Genomic DNA, 14,892 nt, shown 5'->3' with positions numbered 1-14,892 from the left:
GTTTAATTCAAAGTATGTCTCGTAAAGGAAATTGCTTAGATAATGCTGTAATAGAAAGCTTCTTTGGAATATTAAAATCGGAGTGCTTTCATGGTGAAAAATTTCAATCAACTGATGAGTTAGAGAAAACTATACGAGAGTACATTCATTATTATAATCATGAGAGAATCAAGGTGAAGCTACAAGGTTTATCCCCTGTACAATATAGAAACCAGTTTTTAAAAACTGCTTAACTAACTGTCCAACTTTATGGGGTCAGATCATTCCACCGTAGAGGGGGCACGAGGGGCTAGACACTAAAGGTATAAAACCTTTAATGCTTCTATGAGACGGTCTGCGACAACCGACTGGCAATGTGGCCAGCATGCGAAGAATAGTATTCAACTCTCTTACAGTCAAGCACACAAAATGACATTTGTTTTAAATTAGATCATTAAAAAGTAAGGATAAATAATGAATGAGTTATTGTTAAATTGGGGTTTATAAAGTCACAATAATTTAGCGATTTATAGGTTTATTGATTTGGGTTTGTGCCCGTATTTCGTATAAGGGGTACTATATTAATTATTGAAAATTTTATAATATTAATAACAATCTATAAGACTAAAAATTTAATGCTAACGAACACTCATCAAGACTATATAAATAAGGTAAGTAAAATACTTGAAAATTTGGAAGAAAAAGGAGAAATAATGATTCTTTCACAATCTTCAGAAATAATATCAAAACTGATAATCCACTCAATTGCAGAAGAAACATTAGAAAAGAGATTAGAAAGTGATTTTATTATTGAATGTAATATTCCTCACTTACTTGATGCTATATCATCTCAGTTAAGTTCAATATTTAAAGAAGATAAAGAAAATTCAGATAAAATAGTGAATAAGTTTTATCATAATTTATTACGTAGATTGACTATGCAGCAAGTTGCAGAGCTTTTACACCATGAAGGCGCTTTTGAAATAGCCTTGCGATCATACTATTCCATAAAATTGGGGAATGAAGATTATTTAGATTTAAACTATCTTGATTGGCGAAATCAATATTATTCTCAACTAAAATAACAAGAAGCTTTATATAAAATAAAAGATTTTTTCTCCCGTTTCGCCACAGAAAGACACGAGTGGTATTGCTGTTTGCTTTTCATTCTATTTATTTCAATTTATAAAAAATATATAATATTCTCAATAGTTTTCTAATTATCTATTACATTCAATCAAGATCATATATTTTCAATAAAGAGAATAAAATGCAAGACCAAGCTTTAACCTCTCTTCCTCAAGATGTAAATGAGGATCAAAATATTACAACTCCACCAATTTCACATTCAGGAATTCATCATTTTAAATTTCATGGGAATGCCTCAGAATATTTTGGAATCTGGATCGTTAATATTCTTTTGACTATTATTACTTTGAGCTTATATGCACCTTGGGCCAAAGTTCGTCGCCTACGCTATTTTTATGGCAATACAGAATTTTTTGAACGCCGCTTTGATTTTACAGGGATTCCAACCAAGATTTTGATTGGACGTTTAATTGCATTAGGAATTTACGTCGTATTTGCAATTTCATCACAGTATTCAATGATTGCGACTGTGGTTGGACTAGTTGCGCTATATGCAGCAGTACCTTGGCTAATTCGCGCTACTTTGCGTTTTACGGCAAGAAATAGTAAGTTCGGCAACGCACGTTTTTATTTTGGTGGAACGATAAAAGAATCTTATAAAGTCTTTCTTTTGAGTATATTGGTATATATTTTCACTCTAGGAATCTTTACACCTGTAGCTATTTGGCTATATAAAAAATATTATCTAAACAACTTATATGCTGGACAATTAAATTTTAAATTAAACGCGAAATGGTCTACATATATGGCTGCAGTTTATATACCAGTTTTTATTGCAATTGGTATAATTGCTATTTTTTCAATCATTTACTTTGCTATGGCAGGAACAGTTTCTGGGTTCTCACCAAACGCTATATTCTTCGGAATATTTACAGTATATGCATTTATTGGACTATTTATTTATCCATTAATTGCTGCTCGTCTTTTTATTACGACATGGAACAATACTACAGTTGGAAACAGTCAATTTAAAACAGACTGTAACCAATGGCGTTTTGCATGGATTGTAGCATCAAACTGGATTGTAAAAATCTTAACCATAGGTTTAATGTCTGCTTGGGCTGCAGTTCGTATTCACAAATACAAAATTGAATCGATGAGTTTAATTTTATTAGATGATCCAGATCAAATGATGAATCTAGCTCAACAAGAGCAAAGTGCTTTAGCTGAAGAAATCAGTGATATTTTTGATATCGACATCTCTTTATAATAATTTGAGTTTAATAATTTATGTCCCACGCAGTAGATATCACTTTCTATGATGGCCTAGTGTCTAAACCACACCGTGCTCAGATTTCAGCTCAATCTAAATCTGAAGTTCTAATTCGGTATGGTGAACAATTAGAACTTCAGCGTCATTATCAATATACTGATATGAAATTGATTGGTGCGCTGGGACAGTTACACCCAGTAATTGAATTATCTGATGATGCACGAATTGAATTTCATAGTGCATTACCTGAATGGTTTAATTACACAACTAAAAAGGTTCAACATTCGATCTGGAAATTTGAACGCTCTCCGGGTCTTATTATTTTTAGTGTAATTTTTGTGATTACTTTTGCGATCAGTCTAGTCAAATGGGGTGTTCCAGCAACGTCCCATTATCTTGCTTTTCAATTACCTGAGAATACTTTAAAGAAACTAGGTGATGAAGCCGAGAATTATGTATTAAATAATTGGACTGCACCCAGCCAATTAGCACAAACTCAAAAAGACCAAATTACTAAACAGTATTTGAATACTGTTGCTGAAAACAAACCAGCCAAATTAGTCTTCCGTAAAGGCGATCAGTTAGGGGCTAATGCTGTAGCGCTACCCAATAATACGATTATTATCACAGATGAACTGATCAAATTGGCACATACGAATCAGGAAATCTTAGGCGTATTAGCCCATGAACAAGGTCATTTGGTTTATCGCCATAGTTTGCAACAAGGGTTAACGAGTTTAGGCCTAAGTATATTATATATTGCAATGACAGGAGATAATTCAGACTTATTTACGTCCTTACCTGCTGCTATGATTGGTGCAAATTACTCACGGAAATTTGAGTCCGAAGCCGATCTATATGCTTTACAGCTCATGGATAGGAAGCATATCGAAGTCTCGCACTTTGCAAATTTCTTACAACGTTTAAGCGATACAACAGAAGAAGGTATCGATAAAAAGAATCAGGCCAACCCAGCAACTTCTCAGGAAGAATCTTCAGCTAATAAACTATCTACAGCTGTTCTTGATACTTTATCCTCTCATCCTGCAACCGAAGAGCGTATTCGAATGGTTCATGATTTTGAGAAAAAACAGAAAGGCGCACAAAGTAATTTATAGGTACACAGAGTCTATCTAGAAAATTTATGGTCTTTAGGAAGTGGAGCATCACATGGTTGATCCGTCTTTACATTGACCATTTTCACAGGTCCATCATTGTAGATTGTTACCTTGCAGCCTTTTACGACATATTCCTGTTGAATACCACCGTACATTTCATCCTCAGAAACAGCAGATGCAACATCACATGCCTCTTCAGCAAGGCATGCAGTCTCCCCTCCCCCAGCCTCTACAGCTTCTGCTCCAGCAGCTTCCATTGCGTCTCGAGCACTCTCCTGTACTTCAGCACCTACAGCCTGTATCTTTGCTGCATATGTATTTGAAAGATTCATCATAAGAAAAATTGCAAGAAATAACTTACTACGGTGATTTATTAAATTCATGAACTATCCATATCTCTTAATTTAAATTTGGTACATATCAGGCGATTTTACTTTGCAAGTTAGTGATGCAAAGGGCTTAGTATTATAAGGAGCTATTCTACCCATAATTATACATATAGCAGCAATAGTCGCCCCGAAAGAATTCATCAAACAATTAAAAGATATTGACCATTATGAGGGTGCGATTAACTACACAATATAAAATTAAACTGAAATCAAAATCTGTCTAACTCAATCCAAATTTTTATGTGGGGTAGAATGAGGGGTAAAATAATAGATATAAAAAAAGCCCCTGTTTTTATCAAGGGCTTTTCGAATTTGGCGGAAGCGGTGAGATTCGAACTCACGGAGGACTCACACCCTCGTCGGTTTTCAAGACCGGTGCATTAAACCGCTCTGCCACGCTTCCATGTGCGTAAGAATACAAAGCTTATTCATTTTATTCAAGAAAAATATCATCGCTTTGTGTTCAAGTGCATATTGTTTCATCAATTTTACAGTTGAGCAGCCAATTCTGCTCCTTCTTTGATCGCACGCTTGGCATCTAGCTCTGCTGCGAGCTTTGCACCACCAATAATATGATAGTTCGCTATAGTCGACTCACCTTCTTTTGGCATCAAGTCTTTTACCGACTCTTGACCTGCACACACCACAACTGTATCTACACGTAAAAGTTGATCTTGCCCATTGTGCTCAATCCAAAGCCCTTCATCAGTGACTGCTTTATATTGCACACCACGCAGCATACGTACGCCATGCTTTTTAAGCTGTGCACGGTGTACCCAACCCGAAGTCTTGCCAAGGCCAATACCGAGTGGTGTGGTTTTACGTTGTAGTAAATAAATTTCACGGATTGCTGGTTCAACTTCTGGCGGCTGCATACCACCTTCAGAAACATAGTTCGGATCTGGGTCTACACCCCATTCACGTTGCCAATCTGCCAAAGGTTGAGGCTGTGGTTGATGTGGCGGTTTAAGTAAAAATTCTGACACGTCAAAACCAATACCACCCGCACCAATCACTGCAACCTTTTGTCCGACTTCTGCCCCTTTCAAAACTTGAGCATAAGAAAGGACTTGTGGCGCGTCACTTCCTTCAATTTTTAATGCACGAGGGATTACACCTGTTGCAACAATCACTTCATCAAAACCTTCACGTTCAAGCTGCTCACGATTTACGCGAGTATTTAAACGTACATCCACCCCTGTTTTTTCCAGTTGGACTTTAAAGTAGCGGATCGTCTCGTGAAATTCTTCTTTACCTGGCACGACCTTGGCAAAGTTAAATTGACCACCTACTTCCGCCGTTGCTTCAAATAAAGTGACCGCGTGGCCACGGCTTGCCGCAACAGTTGCCGCGGACATACCCGCTACTCCACCGCCCACAACTGCAATCCGTTTAGGCTGTTTAGTTTTTAAATAGACCAGTTCAGTTTCATGGCCTGCACGTGGATTAACCAAACAAGACACACGCTTATTTTTAAAAGCATGGTCTAAACAAGCTTGGTTACATGCAATACAGGTATTAATTTCATTAACACGGTTAGTCGCAGTTTTATTTACCCAAAATGCATCGGCCAATAAAGGACGCGCCATTTGAACCATATCTGCTTTACCAGTTGCCAAAATTTCTTCGGCAGTTTCAGGCATGTTAATTCGGTTTGACGCAATAATCGGAATAGAAATATGTTGTTTTACATGAGCAGTGTAGTCGACAAAAGCTGCACGAGGCACAGATGTTACAATGGTCGGCACACGAGCTTCATGCCAGCCAATACCGGTATTTAATAAAGTCACACCTGCTTTTTCTAAAGCTTTGGCTACAGTCACCACCTCTTGCATGGTGTTACCGTCATGGACTAAATCAAGTAAAGACAAGCGGAAACAGATAATAAATTTCTCACCGACTTTGGCACGAATCGCTTTAACAATCTCGACTGGAAAGCGCATACGGTTTTCAATTTCACCGCCCCAACGGTCAGTACGCTGGTTCACATGGCTGCTTAAAAACTGGTTAATTAAATAACCTTCCGAGCCCATAATTTCGATACCATCATAACCTGCTTTTTTGGCAATATCGGCGCACTGTGCGTAATCTTCTATTGTGTTCAGAATATTTTTTTCAGAAAGCTGGCGTGGTTTAAAAGGTGAAATTGGAGATTTAATTGCAGTTGAAGACACAACAAATGGCTGGTAACCGTAGCGACCTGCATGCAAAATTTGCATTAAGATTTTTGAACCATGTTTATGCACAGCATGTGTAACCAGACGATGCTGTGGAATATCAAATAAGCTATTCATGGTTCCGCCAGCAGGTGCTAACCATCCTTGACGGTTCGGTGAAATACCACCTGTCACAATCAGGCCCACCCCACCTTTTGCACGCTCTTCAAAATAAGCTGCCAGCTTTGGGTAATTGTAAAAACGGTCTTCAAGCCCCGTATGCATGGAACCCATCACCACACGGTTTTTAATGGTGGTAAAGCCTAAATGTAATGGTTTTAATAAATTGGCGTAACTTGTCATGCTGCGTCCCAATAATTTTTTGCAACTTGTTGCATAGTACTTTAATACTTTTTTGATAATTTTGGATGACCATGCAAAGAAATTTATCGGAGCTTATGGTCAATCCATTTATTTAAGAACAATACTTCATTCACTTCTTCTTATTCTATAAATAGCCTTATATTTTTTATCAAATTAAAACTTCAAATCAGAACAAGTGAATTAATGCTTTTTTTGCGAAAAAAAGCACCGTGAATAGTGCTACAATAGCCGCCATTCAGAATTCTCAAGACCGCCTATATGGGGTCTTTTTCATAAATGTTAGGATTAGCAATGACTGATAATGCAACTATCTTGCAGCATGTACCAGTAGGCAAAAAAGTTGGGATTGCCTTCTCCGGAGGCCTAGACACTTCAGCTGCCTTATTGTGGATGAAACAAAAAGGCGCAGAACCTTATGCATATACTGCAAACTTAGGTCAGCCTGATGAAGATGACTACGATGCAATTCCAAAGAAAGCAGAACAATACGGCGCTGTAAAAGCTCGCTTAATTGACTGCCGCTTACAACTTGCGCTCGAAGGTATTGCTGCAATTCAGTGTGGTGCATTCCATATCAGTACAGGTGGTGTTCCTTATTTCAATACGACTCCACTCGGTCGTGCAGTAACAGGTACAATGCTAGTTACCGCAATGAAAGAAGATGACGTAAACATCTGGGGTGACGGTTCAACTTATAAAGGTAACGATATTGAACGTTTCTATCGTTATGGTTTGTTGACTAACCCGAATCTTAAAATTTATAAGCCTTGGTTAGATCAAAACTTCATCGATGAGCTCGGTGGCCGTGCAGAAATGTCACAGTTCCTGATCGACAACGGTTTTGACTACAAAATGTCAAAAGAAAAAGCGTACTCAACTGACTCAAATATGTTGGGTGCGACTCACGAAGCAAAAGATCTTGAATACCTAAATGCTGGTATCAAAATCGTTGACCCAATTATGGGCGTTGCTTTCTGGAAAGATGAAGTTGAAATTACTCCAGAAGAAGTGACTGTACGTTTTGAAGAAGGTGTACCTGTTGCATTAAACGGTCAAACTTTTGACAATCCGGTTGAGCTTATTCTTGAAGCAAACCGTATTGGTGGCCGTCATGGTTTAGGTATGTCTGACCAAATCGAAAACCGTATTATCGAAGCAAAATCTCGTGGTATTTATGAAGCACCGGGGATGGCCCTTCTTCATATTGCTTATGAGCGTTTGGTTACTGGTATTCATAACGAAGATACGATCGAACAATACCGCATTAACGGTTTACGTTTAGGCCGTTTACTTTACCAAGGCCGCTGGTTCGACTCTCAAGCACTTATGTTGCGTGAAACTGCACAGCGTTGGGTTGCTAAAGCGATTACTGGTGAAGTAACTCTTGAACTTCGTCGTGGTAATGACTACACCATCATGAACACTGAATCTCCAAACTTAACGTACGAAGCTGAACGTTTAACAATGGAAAAAGGCGATTCAATGTTTACGCCAATGGACCGTATTGGTCAGTTAACTATGCGTAACCTCGACATTACCGATACACGTGCAAAACTTGGTATCTATACAGATGCTGGTTTGCTTTCAATCGGCCAAGGTTCTGCTGTACCACAACTTGATAGCAAGAAAAAATAATTTTCTTACTTAATAAAAAAGCCACCGACAAAGGTGGCTTTTTTATTTCAAATATTTGTGCTCAAACAAGTTCTGCCACTTCCAAGGGTTGATAATAAATCTGGTTACGTCCAAGCTGCTTAGCTCGGTACAAAGCTTGATCCGCAGCGTGAATTAATTTTTCCTGATTTACTTTAAAACCTTCTGTATAAACAGTAAAACCTAAACTAATCGTGACATGCTTAGAGACTAAAGATGCTGCATGAGGAATCGCTTGGCGTTCAATCGCTTTATAAATATTTGCAGCAACGGCATAGGCGCCTTGAGCTGGTGTTTTCGGCAACAGTACCACAAACTCTTCTCCACCATAACGGGCAACAAAATCAACATGCCGAATCGAATTTTTAATTGCAGCGGCAATAGATGAGATGACTTTATCCCCCATTTGGTGTCCATAAAAATCGTTATAATTTTTAAAAAAATCGATATCAATAAACAAAACAGCCAATGGGCGCTTTTCTTGCTTTGCACGATAGTAAAAAAAGTCGAACATCTCATTAAAAGTACGTCGATTTGAGATATTCGTCAGTGCATCCTGCTGGCTTAAATGAAGCAATTCAGATGCCTCAATACGTAAAATCTGTTCGTTAAGCTCAGCAAGCTGATTATTTAAAAAAAGGCTTCTTTCTCTTGAGGTAAGCATCGTACTAATTGAAAAACCTAAAATACAACTTCCAAACAGCGCTCTTCCCAAAGCAATAAAATCACAATTCGCTTGCCATAAAATCAGTAGGGAAAAAACACAAAAGGCTGCTGTTAAACCTACATAAAGCATATGTAGAGGCTTTATTCCGCTTAAAATAAAACCCAGCATATATAAGAAGGAAAGTAATAACATCGACTGGTTTTTAAGAGCGACATTTTCTACGCTAAGGAGCAACATTGCATTGATAATGATGGTCAAAAATACAATGCCACATGCAGCGATATAAAAATATTCAGTGAGTTTTTTAAACTTTGCAAAAACCCAAAATAACAGCAGTGCACAAGCAATATTAATTGCGCTAAGTAAACAGTAAATAAAATCCCAAGTAATATAAGGCACGCCTATGACCAAATAATCTGTAGGTAGAGCCAGCAATATGAAAATGAGATAGGTTAAAATGCCACTTGCTAAAAACTTTGAGATATTCTGTTTAGTTCGCTCAAGATTTAGACACCAGAATTTTTTTTCTAATTGATGTGGCAGAGGTATATTGGCATAACGATGGGTATGTAGAGTTACTAAATATTCTATTTCTTCTTTTGCTTTGAGTAATTCATGTACATTTCCCCTATTTGCCACTACTTGATTCCTGCCTCTCACACATTAACAAAATATAACATTATTTTTTAAGGCCTCTGGCGCTTTATTTTGCCATTTGTCCGTAATTCTCGTTACCATTTTCACACTTTATCGATTATCATTTGTTTTATTTCGAAGTTTGAACTGCCTTGGACTCTATTACCCTGCTCCAGCCAGATGACTGGCATGCACATTTACGTGATGGTTTAGCATTAAAACGTACTGTACCTGATTTGGCCAATCAATTTGCTCGTGCGATCTGTATGCCAAACCTTGTTCCACCTGTAAAAACTGTGGAAGAAGCACTGGCTTACCGTGAACGTATTCTTGCTCATGTTCCAGAGGGTCTTAACTTTGACCCACGTATGGTGCTTTATTTTACTGATTTCACCTCACCAGATGAAGTTCGTAAAATTAAAGAATCTGGACATGTAAATGCTATTAAACTTTACCCAGCAGGTGCGACCACCAATTCTGATAACGGTGTAAGTGACATTCGTAAAGTTTATGCAGTCATTGAGCAACTAGAAGAGCATCAAGTTCCGTTATTACTTCATGGTGAAGTGACTCATAATCACGTTGATATTTTTGACCGTGAAAAACGCTTCTTAGATGAAGTTTTATCACCGTTATTAAAACAGTTTCCAAAGCTTAAAGTGGTACTTGAACACATCACAACAAGCGATGCTGCACACTTTGTTTTAGAACAAGATCGCAATGTGGCTGCAACGATTACACCTCAGCATTTATTATTTAACCGTAATGATATGTTGGTTGGTGGTATTAAACCGCATTTCTATTGCTTACCAATTTTAAAACGTCAAACTCACCAGACTACTTTGCTTGAAGTTGCAACGAGCGGTAACCCTAAATTTTTCTTGGGTACAGATAGTGCTCCTCACTCGCAAAATGCAAAAGAAAATGCGTGTGGCTGTGCGGGCTGTTATAGTGCGCCTAATGCAATTGAACTTTATGCTCAAGCATTTGATCAAGTAGGTAAACTAGAACGTTTAGAAGGTTTTGCTAGCCACTTTGGTGCAGACTTCTACGGCCTACCACGTAATACTTCTACCATTACTTTGGTAAAAGAAGATAACCTCGTTCCAGAATCTTTTGATTATTTAGATGATCAAAAAATTATCCCGCTGCATGCCGGGAAAACGCTGCAATGGAGAAAAGTGTGACACAAGAAACCTCTGTCCCGGTCATTGGCCAACGTTTTCGTGGCTTCTTACCTGTTGTTGTTGACGTTGAAACGGCAGGGTTTAATGCCCAGACAGATGCATTGCTAGAAATTGCGTGCATTCCAATTGTGTATGATGCTCAGGGACAATTTGTCCCTGGTCCAGCATTTCATGCACATATTAACCCGTTTGAAGGGGCTAATCTCGATCGTCGTTCGCTAGACTTTATTGGTATTGATCCATTCAATCCAATGCGTATTGCAATGGCTGAAGATGAGCGTACTGCATTACGCCGTATTTTTAAATCGGTGAATGAAGTCCGCAAACAGCAACATTGTACACATGCAGTCTTAGTGGGCCACAATGCGCATTTTGACCTTGGTTTTGTACAAGCAGCAATTGCGCGTACAAGTACAAAAAACCAAAACCCATTTCATAGTTTTTCAGTGATGGATACGGTTACTTTAAGTGCTGTTATGTTTGGACAAACTGTGCTTGCGAAAGCGTGTATTCAAGCTGGAATTGAGTTCGATGGCAAAGAAGCACACTCTGCTTTGTACGATACTCAGAAGACTGCTGAACTGTTTTGCTATATTTTGAACAAACTGTCACCTTACCTCCTTGACAGTTTGGTGGCGGCTTCTTAAGATACCGCCATCCTCAACGTCCCTATCGTCTAGAGGCCTAGGACATCGCCCTTTCACGGCGGTAACCGGGGTTCGAATCCCCGTAGGGACGCCATATTCTCTTCTTATAAAATTCCTTTCTATTTTATTTTTATATTTCTAATTTTCTGTATTTCCAAATAAAATACACTTGTACATATATATCACTGATTCAGTATTTCCTTTACATAGATTTACAATATAATAATTCTTATTTTTATACTGATATTTATTATCAACAAGGTTTTAAATGGATCTTAAGCTTCGCCTCCTCTCCCTGAGCATCGCTCAACTCTACTGTATCTCAAGTGCTTTCGCAGAAACCAATAATTCCTCAACAACGCTCGCTACCATTAAGATTAAAGCCCAACAAGCTGCCGACCAAGCTTATAAAGTCGATAGTTCAAATAGCGCAACACGTAGTGAAGTCGCATTAAAAGATACACCTCAATCCGTCAGTGTAGTAACTCAAAAAGTAATTGAAGATATTGGCGCAACACGTTTGATTGAAGCGCTTGATTTAGCTGGCGGTGTGAGTCGTGCTAATAACTTTGGTGGTCAAGGGTTAACAGGCTTTAACCTTCGTGGTTTCACTAGCGGTGAATTTTATCGTAATGGATTCCCAATTAACCGTGGTTATCCAAATGCTCCAGATAGCAACACTATTGAACGTGTAGACGTTTTACGTGGACCCTCTTCTAGCTTATATGGTCGTGGTGACCCGGGTGGTACGTTTAACTTAATTTCTAAAACACCAAAGTCTGAACAACAAACCACTTTAGGTGCTCAGCTTAACAGTGAAGGTTTATATCGAACCACGGTAGACACAACAGGTACTATCCCGAATGCAGAAAATATCGGTTATCGCCTAAATGTGATTGCAGAAGGTGGTGATAGTTATCGTGATCATGTCGAGTCCAAACGATATGGAATTGCACCAGTCATCCTATGGCAAGCTTCTGATGCAACCAAAGTTACTTTTGAAGCAGATATTTTACGAAATCAGCATCCACTTGATCGTGGCCAAACACGCTATGCAGGCCAGAAGTCTTTTAATAGTTCACCCGAAACCTATTTGTGGGAAACAGGTAAATACAACAACCGACTCTACAATGATAACAATATGACTCAATTACGAGTCGAGCACGACCTTGGTAATGACTGGAAGCTGAATGCTGGTGTGCAATATTTAAACGGCAAATTGTATGGCTATGCGGTAGAAGCAAATGGTATTCAAAATGACGGTGAAACTTTAGGCCGGAATTACAACTATCGTGAATTGAAATGGCAAGATACAGATGCCCAAATTAACTTAACAGGTAATTTCCAGCTTTTAGGATTAGCACATACCTTAGTAACTGGACTTGAATATGAAAATTATGATTATAAGTCATACATTATTCGTTCAAGTGGTGATGTCGGTAGTTACCCTATTAATATTTATAATCCTGTTTTAGGCCAACCACTGCCTGAGCTTAATCGGGTTACGACACATGATCGTGAAAACTTGAAAACAACTGCCCTTTTTGTACAAGACCAAATCGATTTAAATGAACGTTTAAGTGCACTATTGGGCTTACGTTTTGAGCACTACGAACATGATTACAAAAACCTATTACCGAATACTGCAAACTGGAATACCAGTCATGACGCATTTATTCCGCGTTTGGGTTTAGTTTTTAAAGCCCGTAATGACCTTTCAATCTATAGCAATGCTGCAAAATCTTTTAAACCTAACACGGGGGCTAGCCGTAATGGAGAGGCATTTGACCCAGAGGAAGGCATGGCTTACGAGTTAGGCTTTAAATGGCAAGCACTCGACAATATGCTATCGGTTGACTCTGCGATTTTTTATGCAAAAAAAGAAAATGTCTTAACTCTCGATCCTGTAGATTCAGCCTATAAAGTTGCTGCTGGTAAAGTTCGTAGCCAAGGTATTGAGCTAAATGTTGCAGGGCAAATCACTCCAGCTTGGAAAATTATTGGTGGATATGCCTATACAGATGCAGAAGTCAGCAAAGACAATACTTTGAAAAAAGGAACCGCTTTAGCCAATATTCCAAAGAATAGTTTTAATCTTTTAAATATCTATGAATTTCAAGATGGCCCTTTACAAGGCTTAGGTCTAGGCATTAATCAAAAATATATTGATAAGCGTGCAGGTCAAACAGCTAATAGTACTTATACAATGAAAGGTTATGCAGTTACAGATTTGGTTTCTTATTATCAGGCAACACCAAAACTTCGTATTAACTTAGATCTGAAAAATCTTTTTGACAAAGTTTATGATGAAAGCGCTTTCAATCTATATGCATATCCGGGTGAATCACGTACTGTTCAATTAGGTATGAGCTATACGTTCTAAAACAAATACGCCATTTCAGTTATTGAAATGGCGCATCAGATTTATGCAGACTTACGTGAATTAACTTGTCCTTGAATCACCGCTTTAATATTGCCTTTGGCGTAATTTAAAAACACTACCAGTGGTGAAAGTTTTGGATTTGGCTTTTTACCTTTGCCAATCGTTTTAAATTGAGCTGCATACCAAATAATTTCCATAATTGCCATCTTATCAACAAATGGTAAGCCTGTTTTAATTGGTTTTACTGCATAGCGAACATCTTGCCCTGCAATTAAACGCTCAGTTAAATCAGTTTCTACTGCAAATGGACGAGCAATACCAATAAAGTCACATGCACCACTTTCAAGTGCGGCATTCATGCCTTCTACAGTACGGAAACCGCCTGTCACCATGAGTTTACACTTAACATGCTGGCGGATTTTCTCTGCAAAATCTAAAAAGTATGCTTCGCGTGCAATCGTACTTGCTTTACGTTTGTCGGCCTTAGCTCCAGCCATTGCTGGTGCTTCGTAAGTACCGCCTGAAATTTCAATTAAATCGATACCAGCTTCATCCACTGCTTTAAATACTGAAATTACATCTTCTTCGCTAATACCGCCACGCTGGAAGTCAGCCGAGTTAAGCTTCACTGAAATGATAAAATTATCTGAAGTCGCTTCACGTACCGCTTTATAAACCTCTAGTAAAAAACGAGTACGATTCTCAACTGAACCGCCCCACTGATCTGTACGCTTATTGGTTAATGGCGATAAAAACTGGCTAATTAAATAACCATGTGCGCCGTGTAATTGCACCCCTTCAAAACCTGCTTTTTCACAGATTTGAGTTGCTGTCGCAAAACGTTTAATAATATCTAGAATTTCTTCATGAGTAAGTTCACGTGGCGTTCCAAACATGATGGCTAAAGCTGGACTAAAAGGTACCGCTGATGGCGCCACGGTTTCTTTATTTAAACCTTTTGGACACTGACGACCTGGATGCGATAATTGAATCAACTGAACCATGCCATATTTTTTACCTAATTCCGCCCACTCTTTTAAGCGCTCTAGGTCACGTTCATTTTCGATAACAATAACACCTGGTTCATTTTTTGCGCCGGCATTTACCATGACATTACCAGTAATTGCACAGCCAAGCTCACCTTTTGCCCATGCACCATATAAACCCAAATGTAAGTCATTCGGTTGGCCTTCATAATTTGCAAGTGCTTCACTCATTGCACCTTTAATAATTCGGTTTTTAAAGGTGGTATTGCGTATCGTAATGGGTTGAGCAATCTGGTTCATGGTTAACCTCTGTTCTTTGAGTTTTAGAGCAATTACTCTAATTTA

12 protein-coding genes and 2 tRNA genes are annotated in these 14,892 nt (G+C 38.4%); 9 read left to right on the top strand and 5 right to left on the bottom strand.

What is annotated here, in order from left to right; genetic code table 11:
• The 4 genes from J690_RS17825 to J690_RS0104590 form a co-directional block, all read left to right on the top strand.
• On the top strand, positions 1-233 hold a 233-nt coding region (locus tag J690_RS17825), incomplete at its 5' end, for an IS3 family transposase (protein WP_032037302.1).
• 459 nt (positions 234-692) lie between these two features.
• Positions 693-1,064: a hypothetical protein gene (locus J690_RS17820; protein ID WP_032037301.1), complete on the top strand. Its 372-nt coding sequence runs from the start codon at positions 693-695 to the stop codon at positions 1,062-1,064.
• Positions 1,065-1,249: 185 nt separating this feature from the next.
• Positions 1,250-2,338, top strand: a complete 1,089-nt coding sequence (locus J690_RS17815; protein ID WP_032037299.1) for a YjgN family protein — start codon at positions 1,250-1,252, stop codon at positions 2,336-2,338.
• A 20-nt stretch (positions 2,339-2,358) separates the two neighbouring features.
• Positions 2,359-3,459 carry a M48 family metallopeptidase gene (locus tag J690_RS0104590; RefSeq protein WP_032037298.1) on the top strand — a complete coding sequence of 367 codons (1,101 nt, stop codon included), beginning with the start codon at positions 2,359-2,361 and terminating at the stop codon, positions 3,457-3,459.
• 11 nt (positions 3,460-3,470) lie between these two features.
• Here the strand turns inward: J690_RS0104590 and J690_RS17810 are convergent, their stop codons facing one another.
• The 3 genes from J690_RS17810 to J690_RS17800 form a co-directional block, all read right to left on the bottom strand.
• On the bottom strand, positions 3,471-3,794 hold the full coding sequence (locus J690_RS17810; RefSeq protein WP_081405229.1) for a hypothetical protein: 324 nt from the start codon (positions 3,792-3,794) through the stop codon (positions 3,471-3,473).
• Between the two features lie 367 nt (positions 3,795-4,161).
• A tRNA-Ser gene (locus J690_RS17805) sits at positions 4,162-4,251 on the bottom strand.
• A gap of 85 nt (positions 4,252-4,336) precedes the next feature.
• Positions 4,337-6,367 (bottom strand): NADPH-dependent 2,4-dienoyl-CoA reductase, encoded by a 2,031-nt coding sequence (locus tag J690_RS17800; RefSeq protein WP_032037295.1) that lies wholly within the window; start codon positions 6,365-6,367, stop codon positions 4,337-4,339.
• 297 nt (positions 6,368-6,664) lie between these two features.
• Here J690_RS17800 and argG point away from each other — a divergent pair, with 297 nt between their 5' ends.
• On the top strand, positions 6,665-8,023 hold the full coding sequence (gene argG / locus J690_RS17795; RefSeq protein WP_014206117.1) for an argininosuccinate synthase: 1,359 nt from the start codon (positions 6,665-6,667) through the stop codon (positions 8,021-8,023).
• Between the two features lie 61 nt (positions 8,024-8,084).
• Here the strand turns inward: argG and J690_RS17790 are convergent, their stop codons facing one another.
• On the bottom strand, positions 8,085-9,347 hold the full coding sequence (locus J690_RS17790; RefSeq protein WP_032037293.1) for a GGDEF domain-containing protein: 1,263 nt from the start codon (positions 9,345-9,347) through the stop codon (positions 8,085-8,087).
• 149 nt (positions 9,348-9,496) lie between these two features.
• Here J690_RS17790 and pyrC point away from each other — a divergent pair, with 149 nt between their 5' ends.
• From pyrC to J690_RS17770, 4 genes are all read left to right on the top strand, one after another.
• Positions 9,497-10,531 carry a dihydroorotase gene (gene pyrC, locus J690_RS17785; RefSeq protein WP_032037292.1) on the top strand — a complete coding sequence of 345 codons (1,035 nt, stop codon included), beginning with the start codon at positions 9,497-9,499 and terminating at the stop codon, positions 10,529-10,531.
• Complete coding sequence (gene rnt / locus J690_RS17780) at positions 10,516-11,178, top strand: ribonuclease T (protein ID WP_002117536.1); 663 nt, start codon at positions 10,516-10,518, stop codon at positions 11,176-11,178. Before pyrC ends, rnt begins: the two co-directional genes overlap by 16 nt.
• Before the next feature lie 18 nt (positions 11,179-11,196).
• Positions 11,197-11,272: transfer RNA gene (locus J690_RS17775), tRNA-Glu, on the top strand.
• A gap of 174 nt (positions 11,273-11,446) precedes the next feature.
• Positions 11,447-13,561: a TonB-dependent siderophore receptor gene (locus J690_RS17770; RefSeq protein ID WP_032037291.1), complete on the top strand. Its 2,115-nt coding sequence runs from the start codon at positions 11,447-11,449 to the stop codon at positions 13,559-13,561.
• Positions 13,562-13,602: 41 nt separating this feature from the next.
• Here J690_RS17770 and J690_RS17765 read toward each other — a convergent pair whose 3' ends face one another.
• Positions 13,603-14,847 carry an NADH:flavin oxidoreductase/NADH oxidase family protein gene (locus J690_RS17765; protein WP_032037290.1) on the bottom strand — a complete coding sequence of 415 codons (1,245 nt, stop codon included), beginning with the start codon at positions 14,845-14,847 and terminating at the stop codon, positions 13,603-13,605.
• Positions 14,848-14,892 lie beyond the last annotated feature (45 nt).

The sequence above is a fragment of the Acinetobacter sp. 742879 genome (genome assembly GCF_000588535.1).
Classification (GTDB): Bacteria; Pseudomonadota; Gammaproteobacteria; order Pseudomonadales; family Moraxellaceae; genus Acinetobacter; species Acinetobacter pittii.
The sequence above is the reverse complement of the archived record's forward strand: the minus strand, read 5'-3'. Positions and strand labels throughout refer to the sequence as shown.

What these genes read in the sequence shown, in the direction of transcription:
- J690_RS17820 (WP_032037301.1), top strand. Translation starts at nt 693, where the DNA reads ATGATTCTTTCACAATCTTCAGAAATAATATCAAAACTGATAATCCAC.
- J690_RS17815 (WP_032037299.1), top strand. Translation starts at nt 1,250, where the DNA reads ATGCAAGACCAAGCTTTAACCTCTCTTCCTCAAGATGTAAATGAGGAT.
- J690_RS0104590 (WP_032037298.1), top strand. Translation starts at nt 2,359, where the DNA reads ATGTCCCACGCAGTAGATATCACTTTCTATGATGGCCTAGTGTCTAAA.
- J690_RS17810 (WP_081405229.1), bottom strand. Translation starts at nt 3,794, where the DNA reads ATGATGAATCTTTCAAATACATATGCAGCAAAGATACAGGCTGTAGGT.
- J690_RS17800 (WP_032037295.1), bottom strand. Translation starts at nt 6,367, where the DNA reads ATGACAAGTTACGCCAATTTATTAAAACCATTACATTTAGGCTTTACC.
- argG (WP_014206117.1), top strand. Translation starts at nt 6,665, where the DNA reads ATGTTAGGATTAGCAATGACTGATAATGCAACTATCTTGCAGCATGTA.
- rnt (WP_002117536.1), top strand. Translation starts at nt 10,516, where the DNA reads ATGGAGAAAAGTGTGACACAAGAAACCTCTGTCCCGGTCATTGGCCAA.
- J690_RS17770 (WP_032037291.1), top strand. Translation starts at nt 11,447, where the DNA reads ATGGATCTTAAGCTTCGCCTCCTCTCCCTGAGCATCGCTCAACTCTAC.
- J690_RS17765 (WP_032037290.1), bottom strand. Translation starts at nt 14,847, where the DNA reads ATGAACCAGATTGCTCAACCCATTACGATACGCAATACCACCTTTAAA.